At 44.2% G+C, this 14,844-nt stretch carries 10 protein-coding genes; 2 read left to right on the forward strand and 8 right to left on the reverse strand.

What is annotated here, in order from left to right; genetic code table 11:
• Positions 1–48: 48 nt before the first annotated feature.
• From IH597_11480 to buk, 4 genes are all read right to left on the reverse strand, one after another.
• The gene (locus IH597_11480) at positions 49–1,539 is read right to left on the reverse strand and encodes a hypothetical protein (GenBank protein MBE0663074.1); all 1,491 of its coding nucleotides are present in this window, start codon (positions 1,537–1,539) and stop codon (positions 49–51) included.
• Between the two features lie 181 nt (positions 1,540–1,720).
• Complete coding sequence (locus tag IH597_11485; GenBank protein ID MBE0663075.1) at positions 1,721–2,296, reverse strand: isochorismatase family protein; 576 nt, start codon at positions 2,294–2,296, stop codon at positions 1,721–1,723.
• 44 nt (positions 2,297–2,340) lie between these two features.
• Positions 2,341–3,762, reverse strand: a complete 1,422-nt coding sequence (locus tag IH597_11490) for a nicotinate phosphoribosyltransferase (GenBank protein MBE0663076.1) — start codon at positions 3,760–3,762, stop codon at positions 2,341–2,343.
• A gap of 507 nt (positions 3,763–4,269) precedes the next feature.
• Positions 4,270–5,349, reverse strand: a complete 1,080-nt coding sequence (gene buk, locus IH597_11495; GenBank protein MBE0663077.1) for a butyrate kinase — start codon at positions 5,347–5,349, stop codon at positions 4,270–4,272.
• Positions 5,350–5,832: 483 nt separating this feature from the next.
• Between buk and IH597_11500 the strand changes: the two genes are divergently transcribed.
• On the forward strand, positions 5,833–6,543 hold the full coding sequence (locus IH597_11500; GenBank protein ID MBE0663078.1) for a hypothetical protein: 711 nt from the start codon (positions 5,833–5,835) through the stop codon (positions 6,541–6,543).
• Between the two features lie 208 nt (positions 6,544–6,751).
• Here the strand turns inward: IH597_11500 and IH597_11505 are convergent, their stop codons facing one another.
• Positions 6,752–10,129: a methylmalonyl-CoA mutase family protein gene (locus tag IH597_11505; protein MBE0663079.1), complete on the reverse strand. Its 3,378-nt coding sequence runs from the start codon at positions 10,127–10,129 to the stop codon at positions 6,752–6,754.
• Between the two features lie 328 nt (positions 10,130–10,457).
• Between IH597_11505 and IH597_11510 the strand changes: the two genes are divergently transcribed.
• Positions 10,458–11,033, forward strand: a complete 576-nt coding sequence (locus IH597_11510; protein ID MBE0663080.1) for a nicotinate-nucleotide adenylyltransferase — start codon at positions 10,458–10,460, stop codon at positions 11,031–11,033.
• Here the strand turns inward: IH597_11510 and IH597_11515 are convergent, their stop codons facing one another.
• The 3 genes from IH597_11515 to IH597_11525 form a co-directional block, all read right to left on the reverse strand.
• Positions 11,034–11,834 (reverse strand): alpha/beta hydrolase, encoded by an 801-nt coding sequence (locus tag IH597_11515; GenBank protein ID MBE0663081.1) that lies wholly within the window; start codon positions 11,832–11,834, stop codon positions 11,034–11,036.
• A 171-nt stretch (positions 11,835–12,005) separates the two neighbouring features.
• Positions 12,006–13,394, reverse strand: coding sequence for an aminopeptidase P family protein (locus IH597_11520; protein MBE0663082.1), 1,389 nt, complete (start codon positions 13,392–13,394; stop codon positions 12,006–12,008).
• A gap of 34 nt (positions 13,395–13,428) precedes the next feature.
• Positions 13,429–14,721, reverse strand: coding sequence for an aminopeptidase P N-terminal domain-containing protein (locus IH597_11525; protein ID MBE0663083.1), 1,293 nt, complete (start codon positions 14,719–14,721; stop codon positions 13,429–13,431).
• Between the last annotated feature and the right edge of the window lie 123 nt (positions 14,722–14,844).

The following is a 14,844-nucleotide window of genomic DNA, read 5'->3' on the forward strand; positions in this document are numbered from 1 at the left end:
CAGCACACTTTGCGCTGCGATTCAATTATAAAATACTAATATCTGCTTTTATCTTCCGCCTGAGCGTTTGTTGCTGCTCTTGGTTTCGGTGGAACTTTTACGACTGCCTGAGCTTTTGCTTTCTACTTTGCCGGCACTTTTGTTGCTGCTGTTACGCTCCTGGGTTTTGACCCTATTTACAGTCCTGCTTTCAGATTTTGCAGGCTTTGATCTTTCAACGGCAGATCTGCTTTCTTTTTTAGATGAAGCCGGCGCGCTCCGTGTTACTGACTTTTTAGGTTCAGCTGATTTTGGCCTTTCAATCCTACCTGAAGATGATTTTTCCTTTGAGGAATTGATAGTGGACTCTTTCTTTGGGCTTGCTGGCCTTGAGGTTCTGGTTGGTTCCACATTACGTGGAGGAGCAGCCTGTTCTCTTGACGACCTGTTTACCTTCTTTTCGATTGGCCTTGCATCTTCCCTTCGGGGAGCAGTTGTTCTTTGAGCATCTTCGCTGCGGCTGCTTCTGCCAGGGCTTGCTGTTTCGTTGCGGCTACTGCCGGTACGTAAATCGCGTACCTCTCTGGTTCTACCTTCATTTACAGACCTTGTGCCTCTTTCGTTTACATCAGGTGTCGGGCGTGATCCTTGTCTGCCTTCAGCAGCACCTACCGAACTCCGGCCAGGTAAGTTGCTTCCTGTTGATTGCCGATGTGCATATACTCTTTCGCCTTCACTTCTTTTTTCAGGGCGGCTGTAGGTATCTTTATAAGTTCCCTTGTTAATATTAACTACGACCGTTGGAGAATAGTTGCGTATACTCGAATAATATACGTTTCGGTAATGCACGCTGCGGGGTTGTTTCCAGGGGCGGTAATGTGCGTAGTAGTGATCATACCAGTTGTAGTGGTATCCGTAGTAGTAATGGTAGTAATGAGGAGTCCAGGGATGCCAGTAAACAGGGTAGTATCCCCAGCGGTAAGCAGAGCGCCAAACCCTGTAAGTTGGCTGATACATATAAACTATCACCGGCCAGCTAGCTACTTCATAATAAGTGGTTTGAACCACGGTAACATTGCGGCGTGTTTTTACTTTTTTGGTGACTGTAGTAGCATATCCGGGATTGGGAGTTTCATCATACATAGGCTCGATGATGTAATTGGCGCCATAAAGCGCTTCATCGCCAATAAGCTGGATCTGTACCGCATCATCACGTAATTTCTCAACTGTAAAAACTGCAACATCCTGTTGTTCATTTTCGTTGAGAGCCACCCTTAAAACAATGGTGTGGATATTGCCATCAGCATAGTTATAAACCATGATGTAGTCAACAGCGTTGTCACCATTGAGATCGAGGTTGTTGATAATGGTTTCGGGATCGTTGAGGCTGCGTTCAAAACCTTCCAGTGTTTCTGAATTCTGGAAAAGGTGCATCACGGCGTAGAGGTTAAGGTTGTCGCCAGGCAGTCCGAGGTATTCGTCGGGTCTGTCCTGTGCTTTTAGTGCGCTGCTTGCTGCCAGCAAGAGGGCGAGGACGAAGGAAAAGAGTTGTGTTTTCATGGCTTTATGTATTAAAAGTAAAACGTCAATGTATTGCATAAACCAAAAGCCATGCCAAAAATTATTGATTAAATCAAGATGCAATGAATGAGCGTTATCGGGTTGTGAAAGGCCCAATTAAGGCTTTAAATCCTCAAATCAGCAAATTTTGGAACAATTTAGAGTCTTCAGAAAGCAACTTTTAGCAATTACAGCAACTGCAGCCGCCTTTTGGTTTCACAAGCTGCGAAGAATTTACGAGGCTGGCACCTTTTGATGCCATTTCTTCGAGGGCTTTTTCTCCATCACCGGGATTCACTTCAACCGGATGGATGGCATCGGTTACAACAAATGTGCTGAAACCTTTCTGAAGTGAGTCTAATACTGTTTCCTTCACACAGTAATCGGTAGCAAGGCCAGCGATGTACAGGTCGGTAATTCCCCTGTTAACCAGGTATTCTTCAAGGTCAATATTGGTGGCTTCAAAGGCTGAATACCCGTCGTCTTTTCCTTCGGTGCCTTTGAGAAATATTTTTTCGATCATACTCATGTGCAAATCCTGATGCATGTCGGCGCCATCGGTTTGCCTGACGCAATGTGGTGGCCATTTTTCGAAATGTTTGCTATCAACCGGATGCCAGTCCATGGAGGCAACGACGAGCGGGAAACCTGACATTATATTATTAATCACAGGAACTACCTGGTCGCCATTTTTTACTTCGAGGGCACCACCCGGGCAAAAATCATTTTGTACGTCAACTATTAATAAAGCTTTCATTTATTTTATTTAAGATTTAAAATTCAAAATTCCAGATTCTAAAATTAGTTCTTAATATTTTTCCTGATCTGATTAACGAGCGATGAACGCAAATCCATCAGTTCACGGCTGATGCCAACTTTGTAAATATGCGGGAACTCGAAGCGTTTGTGTTCAGGGTAAAGCCTGGAAGTACTCTCTTTGACATACGAAGCTGCTTCCTGTGGCGATGGCAAATCATAGAGCTTTTTCCCTTTTTCAATGACTTTTTTGAGAACCACTTCGCTTTTTCTGTTTGCAACGGAAGAATGTTTGTCGGAATGGTGCGGATGGTAAATAGTATCAATTTCCTTCTCTGAATCCAGGACAACACCATCAGCATAATACATTCCATCATCATCGAAGAAGCGAAGCACATTTTTAATTCCCGGAAGAATCATTTTCTCAATATTCTCGGAGATTTTAAGCCTGGGTTTTCCATCACTGACAGCCAGTTTATAAACTCCATCAAGCACTGCATCATCCTGTCCGGTAACAAGCCTGGTTCCGACCCCAAAGAAATCAATAGGAGCAGCCTGATTGAGCAAGCTTCGGATCACAAATTCATCGAGTTGATTTGAGCACGCTATTTTTACATATTTCAGGCCGGCATCATCCAGCATCTTGCGGGCTTTTTTACTCAAATACGCAAGGTCGCCACTATCAAGCCGGATGGCCAGTAATCTTTCGCCACGGTTTTCCATTTCTTTGGCAACAATGATGGCATTGGGAACACCGGTTCTCAAAGTGTCGTAAGTATCAACAAGTAAAATACAACGTTTGGGATAGGCTTCGGCGAAAGCACGAAACGATGAAAGTTCATCCTCGTAGCTTTGAATCCAGGAATGTGCCTGAGTACCTGTAGACTCAAGACCATAGGCAAATGCGCTGTAAACATTGCTGGTACTGTTGAACCCGCCTATAACCGCCGCTTTGCTGGCCAAAATGCTTCCAAGGCCCTGGGCACGGCGCATGCCAAAATCAACAAGTATCCGATCGCCTGCAACCATGCGGATGCGATGGGCTTTTGTAGCGATAAGCGAACCAAAATTTACAAGGTTCAACAAAGCCGTTTCAATAAGCTGGGCTTCAATCAGATTGCCTTCAACCCTTATGATGGGCTCAACCGGGAAAACCACTTCACCTTCCCTGGGCGCATACAAGCTTCCTTTGAATGTGAAGCTTCGAAGGTATTTTGTAAATCGTTTATCGAACCCAATAGAATCAAGGTATTCGCAATCTTCATCGCTGAAGTGAAGGTTCTCAAGATAATCAACGATATCGCTCAGTCCCGCAAAAATAACATACGCCCCGTTGAAAGGATTTTTACGGTAGAAATAGTCGAAACACGCCTGAACATTTTGTTTTCCGGTCAGCAGGTAGCCCTGCGCCATTGTAAGTTGGTAGTGATCGGTATATAAACCGGAATGTTCCTTCAGAAGGTGCATAATTATATTTTGATCGCAAAGGTAAGCCATTGCTTCTTAATAGAACGACTGGGATAGGGAAAGTGAGAAAATGGGAAGGTGAGAAGATGAGAAGATGAGAGGCGGGAGATCAGGCAGAGTATATCAAATCCAAAGACCAAAATTCAAAAATTCAAAATTGAGCCCACTCTGAAAAGTCACAAATTGCTGATTTTTATCGTTTTTAACCCCTGACCCCTAAAGGGGAAACGCTAAAAATCAGCAATTTGTGGAAGTCCCATTTAGGGGATTTAGGGGCATATTGACTTTTCAGAGGGGACTCAAAATTCAAAGATCAAAGCCAAAAATCCAAAGCCCCAAATTCCAAAATTTCAAATTCAAAAAAACTGTCGTTTGTTGATTTACGAATCTTAAATCTGGAATTTTGAATTAATAATTCCACCACTCCACTACTCCAACAACCAACCAATTAACAAATTAACCAATCGACTATTTAACCAATCAACCATTTAACCAATTCACTCAGCCCTAAACGTATTCAATAATCTCAGCCTGGCCTTTGAGAACCAGCATTCCATTGGAGGCAAGGGAATCGAGATCATTAACTATAGGGTAAACTGTTATCGGAGCAATCTGGTCAACGCGCCTTGTAATTTCGTCGGTGAATTTTTTGTTATTTAATATATTGCCTGTCAGCAGGATTGAATCTACTTTGCCTTCCAGTACGGTAGCCATTGCACCAATTTCTTTGGCAACCTGGTAAGCCATTGCGTTCACATAAAACCACGCTTTTTCGTCGTTGGCGGCAAGACGCATTTCAATTTCACTGAGGCTGGAAGTTCCAAGGTAAGCGGATAAACCGCCTTCATCGGTGATCATTTTGCGAACCTCTTCCCTGGTATATTTTCCGCTGAAACAAAGCTCTACAAGATCGCCGACCGGAAGAGAACCACTGCGCATAACGGCAAAAGGTCCATCGCCATCAAAAGCCTGGTTTACATCTACAACCTTTCCCTTACGGTGTGCGCCAATCGAAATACCTCCACCACCGATATGGGCAACAATTAGATTGAGTTCGTTGTATGGCTTGTTGATTGACTTGGAATACTCGCGTGCCACATATTTATGGTTCAGGCAATGAAAAATGGATTTGCGTTCAATCAATGGATGCCCGCTCACCCTTGCCAGGTCGTCGAGTTCATCAACTACAACCGGATCGCCAAGATAAGCTTTTGCAGCAGGCAGTTGTTTGGCAATTTCATCGGCAATTAAACCTCCCAGGTTGGTGGCATGGCGGCCCATTACACCTGTGCGCAGATCTTTTTTCATTTGTTCGTTTACCTCATAAATTCCGCTTTTTAACGGCTTGATCAGTCCACCACGGGCCATGATCACTTTGATAGCGCCAAGCTCAATTTCGTTGTCTTTAAGTTCGTTCATAATGGCATCCACGCGGAATAAAAGCTGATCGTTGATATCATTGAAACTTTCGAGTTTGTCGGGTTTGTGCCTGATGGTTTTCAGAAACGTAACTTCACCGTTCTGATAAATAGCCATTTTTGTTTTTGTGACTTCAGGATAAATGACAAGGATTTTGGTGTTCAGCATAGCAGACAGGATATAAGGTTGGTAAAAAAACGCTCAAAGTTACACAAGTGTTCGGAATTGAGTGGGATCATATTATATTTTACATGATCAAACCTTCCCCCTAGCTATTAAATCCTCGTTCACTTGTTTTCACCCAAATTCATCACTATATTTGCATAACTCTTTAAACTGAAGGTTAATGAAAAATATAATCAGGCATTTTTGATCTTTGAAACTTTTAATAAAACTTTTGAACACTACATGCTTTACTATCCCCATATTGCTCAATCATCTGACTAACCACGCTTCCTTGAATTGCTAACTGTATTGTCCAATTCCAATGCGGTTGAATTTATTAAACAAGATACTCTTCCTTAACGAGGGATAGCCTCATAAAACTAGTATAACTTATCAGGAATTTTAACCAGGTCTTGGCCTGGCTTTAATATTACCCGCCACTGTATGGTGGTCAGACCATTATTAATTAAAATTGGAGGAATTATTATGGACAAATTCAATGGTTACCTTTACGCGATGTTGGCTGAAATAGGTTCACGATCAGAAGGGCCAGCCTACTACTTACAATTACTTGAACCACAAAGGGATATCACGGAATACCCCATCAAAAAGAAATCGGAACTGTGGGATATTGACCCGGTGCTGCATGCGTTCCTGGCAAGAAAGATCTCGATTGGAGGCGAACTGCAGGAAGGCCGTATCAACTACAAAACTATCATTCCTTATGGCGAAGAATTAACAGGCGAATTGCCAGCAAACGAGCCAACCATCAGCAAGCTCAGTATGCAACTTTCATTCGTGGGAAACACTTACTCGGCCGAAGATCAAATGATGTGGGTGAATAAAATGCCACAGATTGGAGGACCTCCACCTTTTCTGAACAACCTGAAAATAATCCTGGATTACAGATGGCTTGCCGTTGGCGAATACCGGGGCTCTTGCCCTACCTCCCAATTCTTTGAATTTACCATTCATGATCCTAACAGGACACTGATCTGGGAATGGGGTAAGACAATCAAGTTTAGCAATACCCATAATTCTTTTGAATTGACCGGGAATTACAAATATTCATTCAATGTTGACTGGCCATTCTTTAACCACGCCATCCAGCATGAAGGTGATTATATAGTTACTGCCAAATTTCTGGCAACCGGGAATATCCTTAAAAAAACCCTGAAGGTAACATTTGTTCACTAAGGAATGTTGAGGCAATTACAGGAGCGGTTGTTGGTAGATCCAGTGAGCAATGATTGTTGAATTTATGAAGGCTTTTCTATCTGCGATAAATGAGCTGTGAGTTTAATATGCCCTTTTAAGCGTATAATTCGATAAAGCTAGATAGCTTTAAAGCAATTGCTTTTGTACCTTTTGAATAAAATAGAAAAAATTGTAATTGTACCGGATTCTACATATTCCTCCGGTACTGCCCACCCACTTCAAACAACGCCTGGGTGATCTGTCCTAACGTACAGTTCTTTGTGGCTTCCATCAAAGCATCAAAAGTATTTTGATTGCGTAGGGCAGATTTCTTGAGGTTGTCAAGTGCAATATGAGATTCCTCTTCGTTGCGAACCAGGAGGTTTCGTAGTGTTGCAATCTGGTTTTGCTTTTCCTGTTCGGTGGCACGGATCACTTCGCCTGGAATAGTAGTGGGCGAACCGCTTGCCGAAAGGAAAGTGTTCACACCCATAATGGGTAGTTTGCCGCTGTGCTTCAGGTGTTCGTAATACAATGATTCTTCCTGGATCTTGTTGCGCTGGTACATGGTTTCCATGGCGCCGAGCACACCACCGCGTTCCGTAATACGTTCAAATTCCTGTAATACGGCTTCTTCCACTAGATTGGTAAGTTGCTCAATGATGAAAGAACCCTGCAGCGCATTCTGGTTCCTGGCGAGGCCCAACTCATGGTTGATGATCATTTGTATTGCTACCGCCCTGCGAACCGAATCCTCGGTGGGCGTAGTGATTGCTTCGTCGAAAGCGTTGGTGTGAAGGGAGTTGCAGTTATCATAAATAGCGCCCAACGCCTGCAAGGTGGTACGGATATCGTTAAACTCAATTTCCTGGGCATGCAGCGAACGCCCGGATGTTTGAATATGATATTTCAGTTTTTGTGAACGATCAGAGGCTTTGTAAAGATGCTTGAGTGCTTTTGCCCAGATTATTCTTGCTACACGGCCTATCACTGTATATTCGGCATCCAGGCCATTGGAGAAAAAGAAGGAGAAGTTGGGTGCAAAATCGTCTACTTTCATTCCGCGGGAGCGGTAATATTCAAGGAAGGTGAAGCCGTTGGCCAGTGTGAACGCCAGTTGCGTGATAGGATTTGCGCCGGCTTCAGCTATATGATACCCGGAAATAGAAACCGAATAAAAATTCCGGACCTTCTTAGTGATAAAATATTCCTGGATATCGCCCATCATTCGCAGGGCAAATTCTGTTGAGAAAATACAGGTGTTCTGCGCCTGGTCTTCTTTCAAAATATCGGCCTGAACCGTTCCACGTACAGCCGATAAAGTATCAGTTTTGATCTTTTCATACACTTCAGCCGGGAGCACCTGATCGCCGGTAACGCCCAGCAGCATGAGCCCAAGTCCGTCATTACCATCGGGAAGTGGACCATTATACATCGGGCGTGTGGTTTTGCGATCCTTGAAAATCTTTTTGATTTTTTTCCCGACTTCGTCAGTCAGGCCATGTTTCCTGATATATATCTCACACTGCTGATCAATGGCCGTGTTCATAAAATAGCCAACCAATGCCGGCGCCGGGCCATTAATTGTCATGGAAACCGAAGTAGCCGGATCAGCAAGATTGAAGCCGGAATACAGTTTCTTGGCATCATCAAGACAGCAAACCGAAACTCCGGAGTTGCCTATCTTACCGTAAATATCTGGCCTTTCACCAGGATCGCGACCATACAATGTAACCGAATCAAAAGCCGTGGAAAGACGTCGTGCGGGCATGCCTTTACTCAGGTAATGAAAACGCTTGTTTGTGCGTTCAGGAGCGCCTTCGCCGGCAAACATGCGTGTGGGGTCTTCGGCTTCGCGTTTGAATGGGAAAACACCCGCTGCATAAGGAAATTCACCGGGAACATTTTCTAGCAGCTGCCATTTCAGTAGGTCTCCCCAACCCATAAATTCAGGGAGGACGATTTTTGGAACCTGCAGGTGCGAAAGCGTTTCGGTGTGGGTTTCAACACGAATGGTTTTATTGCGAACCGTATACTCAAAAACCGCGTCGCTATAACTTTTCTTTAATGTTTCCCAGGATTCAATGAATCGAAGGTTTTCGGGTTCAAGCTTTGCTTTGATCTTTTCGGCTTTTTGTAAAAGGGATTTCTTCAGGTTCGAATCGGTCTCATTATCCTTGCCCATGTTCTCAGCGCTCAGCATAAGTGCATAATATTCCTGTGCAAGCGTTGATTGCTCCTCACTCCATGTATTATAGTTGCGAACCGTTTCGGCAATCTCAGAAAGATAGCGCACCCGTGAAGCTGGAATAATCGGAGTCATTTTTCCCGGCTCTTCCTCTACATGTAGTTTCCTGGAGAAATCCTGCATGGTGCGGTCGTCAATCATTTTGATGAGCGCGGTATACATGCGGTTCACACCCGGATCGTTAAACCGCGAGGCAATGGTTGGATAAATTGGCAGGCTTTCAGGATCGGACTCGAAAAGGAGGCGGTTGCGGGTGTATTGCTTGCGCACATGATTGAGGGCATCGGCTGCACCGGGGCGGTCGGCTTTGTTGAGCACAACCATATCAGCGAAATCGAGCATGTCAATTTTTTCAAGTTGGGTTGGGGCGCCAAATTCAGGGGTCATTACATAAAGCGCAAGGTCAGCATGCTCGGTTATTTGCGAGTCGCTTTGGCCTATCCCGGAAGTTTCAAGCAAAACAAGGTCAAATCCTGCATTTTTGATGATGCAGAGTACATCTTTGATATGTTTTGATAGAGCAACATTGGCCTGGCGTGTTGCCAGCGAACGCATATATACGTTCGGATGATGCACAGCATTCATACGGATGCGGTCGCCAAGCAAGGCGCCACCGGAGCGTTTGCGTGTAGGATCAACCGAAATAATGGCAAAATGTTTTTCGGGAAAGTCAACCAGCAAGCGACGGATGATTTCATCGGTCACGGATGACTTTCCTGCGCCTCCGGTTCCTGTAATCCCAATCACCGGCGACTGGATGCGACTGCAATCTTTGGCAATAGTATCAAGTAGCGTGCGGGTTTTTTCAGGATAATTTTCGGTTGCCGTTATAAGGCGGGCAATGGTTTGCGGATTGTTGTGGCTTATGTCTTTGGCTTCAATTGATATATCTTTGCCGAGTGGGAAATCCAACTTTTCAACCATATCGTTGATCATGCCCTGCAAGCCCATGGAGCGGCCATCGTCAGGCGAATAAATGCGCTCAATGCCATAATCCTGAAGTTCTTTGATCTCGTGGGGAAGGATCACACCACCGCCACCGCCAAATATTTTGATGTGTCCCGAACCGCGCTCCTGAAGCAAATCGTACATGTATTTGAAATATTCCATGTGGCCGCCCTGATAAGATGAAAGCGCAATGCCCTGAACATCTTCCTGGATAGCGCAGTCCACAATTTCCTGCACGGAACGATCGTGCCCGAGGTGTATGACTTCGACGCCGGTGGATTGAATAATCCGGCGCATCACATTGATGGCGGCATCGTGCCCATCAAACAGCGAAGCGGCGGTTACAACGCGGATATGATTCTTTGACTTGTACGGTTCAATATTATTCATGACAGGGATTTTGGATTAAACACATAAACCCGGGCTTTGTTGATTTATCTGAAATTGTGAGCCTGTATTCCAAACTGTTTTATTAAAAAATTCCTGCTTTTTGGATGCTTCAGTGTGAGGCTCCTTGCAAAACTAAAATAAATATCTCTGTTTCTGTAGAGCGGCCAGGCTTCACAAAAATACAGAGTTTGATGCAGGTAATGGTTGGGGCATACTTCTAATTGCTAATTTTGACTTGCTTAAACAAACGGCGGATTGCTGGCATTTCCGGCAAAATACGATTGCTGATTCATTTATAAACCTCTGACCAGTCATGAATCCTGATAAAATGAAGACAGGACTTTTTTTTGGTTCGTTTAATCCGTTGCACAACGGACACCTGATCATTGCAAGGTATATGCTTGAACACGAAAGCCTTGATGAGGTCTGGTTTATCGTTTCCCCTCAAAATCCGCTAAAGGATCCAGCATCGTTGGCCAGCGCTGAACAGCGGCTTGAGATGTTGAATGTGGCTGTTGGCTCTGAGCCCAGGCTCAAAGTAAGTGATGTGGAGTTTTGGATGCCAAAACCTTCTTATACTTTTGATACGCTGGAGTTACTATCAAAAAATCATCCCGAGAGAAGCTTTTTTCTAATGATAGGTTCGGATAACCTAGAAGAGTTCCAGCTTTGGAAAAACTATGAGCAGATTTTAGAAAAATATCAACTGCTGGTTTATCCAAGGCAAAAGAAAGTTAGCAGCCCCTTTGCCAGCAGACCCAATGTTACAATTACACAAGCTCCGCTGATAAAGATTTCGTCCACAAAAATCCGCAAGCTTCTGAAGGAAGGTAAAGATGTGGAATCATTTATTCCCCGTGAAATCATGAAATACATCATGGATCATGAGTTATATGGCATTTGATCAGGCTTTATTTATCCTTTTCGTAAAATCACTTATTACTCCAAGCGTAATTTCCGGCGCTTCCAGATAACCCATATGCCCTACTCCTTCAAGTAACAATGCTTCGGCGTGCTTAGGAAGGGCAATCTGTTCTATCACTTTATCAATTGGGATTCGGGTGTCCTGCTTGCCGGCAATGAAAAGCACTGGAATTGTCAACGTTTGAAGCAGATCACGCCATCCGTGTCTTACCTTCATCCCTTCCAATGCAGCCACCAATCCTTTACCCGAAATGCTTCCCGCCTGATTTGTAAGCACTTCTATTTCACTGGCCAGGCGCTCACGGTTGGCAGGGGCAAATAAATCGGGAATAAACTGGTTGATAAAGCCTGAGCGGTCTTGTCGTACGATCTCAATGGTGCGATCGCGGTTGTGGCGGGCTTCTTCATTATCGGCATCCGCCTGCGAATGGAAAAGAACCAATCCTTTCAGAAATTCAGGATAAAGATGGGCAAAAGCCAGCGCCACATAACCACCCATGCTGTGTCCGACCATCACACATTGCTGAATCCTGCAAAAAGAAAGCACTGCATGAACTACCTCTGTCATAAATTCCATGCTATGCACAGCTTCGAAATTCGCGGAGCGGCCATGCCCGGGCAAATCCACGCAAATCACCCGGAAAGATTTTGAAAGTTCTTCTGAAAAGGGTTTCCAGATTGCAAGCGATTCAGTGAATCCATGCAGCAACACCAGCACAGGCCCTTCGCCTGTATCGGTGTAATGTACGTTCTGTGAACGAAATTCAATGTATTGGCTCATAAGTCAGGTTTTTGCAAGTTCAAAATTCAAAGCTCAAAGTCTAAAATTCAAAGTCTAAAGTATTAAGCTCTAACTCCTTCAAATATTGAAAAATTATTCGCAGAACAGAATTATATTATGATACCATGGTCTTCCTTTGAATTTTGAACTTTGAATTTTAGCCTTTGGGCTTTATTTCTTCATGATCTCTTCTATCTCAGCCACGGCTTTTGGCACGGGCTTGCCAAGCAACTGATACCCATCGGCTGTGATCAGGATATCATCTTCGATGCGAACACCACCAAAACCTTTGTATTCCTCAACTTTGTCGTAATTGATAAACCCGGTATGGAGTCCTTCGGCTTTCCATTTGTCAATGAGCGCAGGAATGAAATAGATACCAGGTTCAACTGTCAGCACGAATCCTTCCTGCAGGCGGCGGCCAAGGCGAAGGTAGGCGGTTCCAAACTGATCGCTGGGTCTTATTTCATCATCGTAACCTACATAAATCTGGCCGAGGTCTTCCATATCGTGCACATCCAGGCCCATCATGTGGCCAAGGCCATGAGGGAAAAACAAAGCGTGTGCTCCGGCCTTAACGGCATCTTCCATATTTCCTTTCATCAAACCGGCTTCCTTCAGGCCATTGGCGATGATCCGGCTTGCAAGCAAATGAACTTCCTTGTAAGTGATTCCCGGGCGGCAGGCTTCAATAGCTTTCACGTTGGCTTCGAGTACAATTTCATAAATGGCTTTCTGTTTGGGTGAGAATTTCCCGCTGACAGGAACTGTGCGGGTAAAGTCGCTGGTATAATCCATGAAAGTGGCTGCACCGGCGTCAATCAATAACAGATCGCCATCTTTCATCACGTTGCCATGAAAATGATTATGCAGTGTTTCGCCCCGAACCGAAAGGATCACAGGGAAAGAAGTTCCGTTGCCTTTACTCAGGGCAATGCCTTCGATCGCACCGGCAATTTCCTGCTCAACTAAACCCGGACGGGCCATTTTCATGGCTGTGGTATGCATCTCATATCCTGTATTGCAGGCTTTTTCAATTTCAGCAATTTCATCGGCATCTTTTACTGAGCGCTGTTTAATTATAGCTTTGACCAACTCAAGTGATGCGTAATTCTTAATTTGTGATGGATGAATGCCAAGCATTTTTTCAAGCAGCAGAATATTCTTTGCCCGGTAAGGCGGGGTAAAATGAATCTTGCGGCCTTGTTTCACCGCGTCAGCTATATATCCGGAAAGTTTAATGTAAGGTTCAGTAATGCTGACGCCAACTTTATCTGCCTTATCGCGCATTGATTCCTGGAGTCCCATCCAGATGATGTCTTCAATATCAATATCATCGCCAAAAAGAATATCGCTGCCATTATCAATATCAATGATGCCTGCCAGGCCGGCAAGGTTATGCCCAAAGAAATACAGGAAATTGCTATCCTGCCTGTAATGATAAGTGTTGGCCGGATAATTCATCGGGGCATCCTCGTTGCCCAAGAACAATATCAATCCGGATGATACATCTTTTTTTAGTTGGTTTCTTCTTTCGGTGTAAACGCTTTTGTTGAACATGTTATGTGTTTTAATTGGGATTTATAAATTTCGTCTATTGGTTTCTTTTGCCCATCAACGCTTCGATTTCATCAACTTCTATTGGAATGCCGGCCATCAGGTCAATGGGTTCATCGTCAACAACAATATCATTTTCCAGCCTGACCCCAATTCCTTCTTTTTCAATATAAATTGCAGGTTCGCAGGTAACTACCATTCCTTTCTGAAGCACGATTTGCCGGTTGCCAACATCATGCACATCGAGGCCAAGAAAATGCGAAACCCCATGCATATAATAATCGAAGAAAAATTGCTTCTCAGGTTTTTGCTTCTTATCCTCTTCGATATATAAACCGAGCCCGATACACTCGGCATCAATAAGTATGATCACTTCGGTCTGCGCCTGATCCAGTGTGATACCTGGCACCAAAAGTTTAATCGCTTTTTTCAGAACCCTGAGAACGGCTTCATAAACCTGACGCTGCCGTGGGGTAAATTTCCCGTTTACCGGAATGGTGCGTGAGCAATCGGCTGCGTAATTGGCATATTCGGCTCCAAAATCCATCAGCAACAGATCGCCATCCTTGCAGGGTTTATCATTGATATTATAATGCAAAATACAGGCGCTTTTTCCAGAGGCGATGATAGGCGGATAAGCAAATCCGGCAGCGCCATGACGCAAAAATTCATGGCTGAACTCTGCTTCAACTTCGTATTCCATCATGCCAGGCCGAACAGAAGCAAGCACACGCCTGAATCCTTTTTCGGTAATGTCGCAGGCTTTTTGCATAATGGCGATTTCCGTTGGCCCTTTCACCAGCCTGAGTTCGGAAACAAGAGGAGCCAGCCTTTCAACCGGATGTGCCGGAAACTGTTCTCTAATTTTATTGGCGAAGCGTAAATCGCGGTAAGGCACTTCGGTGATGTATTTTGGGTATTCGTTCTGGTTCAAATAAATGCACTCTGAACGCGAAGCCAAATCTTTAAATGTAATTTCAAAATCTTCGAGAAATTTTACAGATTTAATCCCCGAAATTTCGCTTGCTTCTTCCGGCGAATATTTTTCACCGTACCAGATCACTTGCTCGCGGCTCACATTTGGAATGAAAACAAGCTCCCGCATGGCTTCAAGCGGATGGTTCGGACAAAGCACCAAAATACATTTTTCCTGATCAAGGCCGGTAAGGTAAAACAAATCCGAGTTTTGCCTGAACACAAAATTCTGATCGCCATTTCGGGGCATTTCATCATTGGAATTGACAACGGCGAGGGAATGCGGTTTTAGCTTCTTTACGAGCGATGCCCGGTTCTGAATAAAAAACTCTTTGCTGATAGGGTCGTATCTCATGGCAACAGTATCTATTTAGATTGGCTATAAATTATTTAAAAAGTTTTCTGAAGATTAATATTGTATTTACTTTTGTTACTCGTCAGAAGCATACAAAATAAAGGAAAAAACCTGACATACCTT

It is taken from the genome of Bacteroidales bacterium (assembly GCA_014860575.1).
Classification (GTDB): domain Bacteria; phylum Bacteroidota; class Bacteroidia; order Bacteroidales; family JAAYJT01; genus JAAYJT01.

What these genes read in the sequence shown, in the direction of transcription:
- IH597_11520 (MBE0663082.1), bottom strand. Translation starts at nt 13,394, where the DNA reads ATGTTCAACAAAAGCGTTTACACCGAAAGAAGAAACCAACTAAAAAAA.
- IH597_11525 (MBE0663083.1), bottom strand. Translation starts at nt 14,721, where the DNA reads ATGAGATACGACCCTATCAGCAAAGAGTTTTTTATTCAGAACCGGGCA.
- IH597_11510 (MBE0663080.1), top strand. Translation starts at nt 10,458, where the DNA reads ATGAAGACAGGACTTTTTTTTGGTTCGTTTAATCCGTTGCACAACGGA.
- IH597_11505 (MBE0663079.1), bottom strand. Translation starts at nt 10,129, where the DNA reads ATGAATAATATTGAACCGTACAAGTCAAAGAATCATATCCGCGTTGTA.
- buk (MBE0663077.1), bottom strand. Translation starts at nt 5,349, where the DNA reads ATGCTGAACACCAAAATCCTTGTCATTTATCCTGAAGTCACAAAAACA.
- IH597_11485 (MBE0663075.1), bottom strand. Translation starts at nt 2,296, where the DNA reads ATGAAAGCTTTATTAATAGTTGACGTACAAAATGATTTTTGCCCGGGT.
- IH597_11515 (MBE0663081.1), bottom strand. Translation starts at nt 11,834, where the DNA reads ATGAGCCAATACATTGAATTTCGTTCACAGAACGTACATTACACCGAT.
- IH597_11500 (MBE0663078.1), top strand. Translation starts at nt 5,833, where the DNA reads ATGGACAAATTCAATGGTTACCTTTACGCGATGTTGGCTGAAATAGGT.
- IH597_11480 (MBE0663074.1), bottom strand. Translation starts at nt 1,539, where the DNA reads ATGAAAACACAACTCTTTTCCTTCGTCCTCGCCCTCTTGCTGGCAGCA.
- IH597_11490 (MBE0663076.1), bottom strand. Translation starts at nt 3,762, where the DNA reads ATGCACCTTCTGAAGGAACATTCCGGTTTATATACCGATCACTACCAA.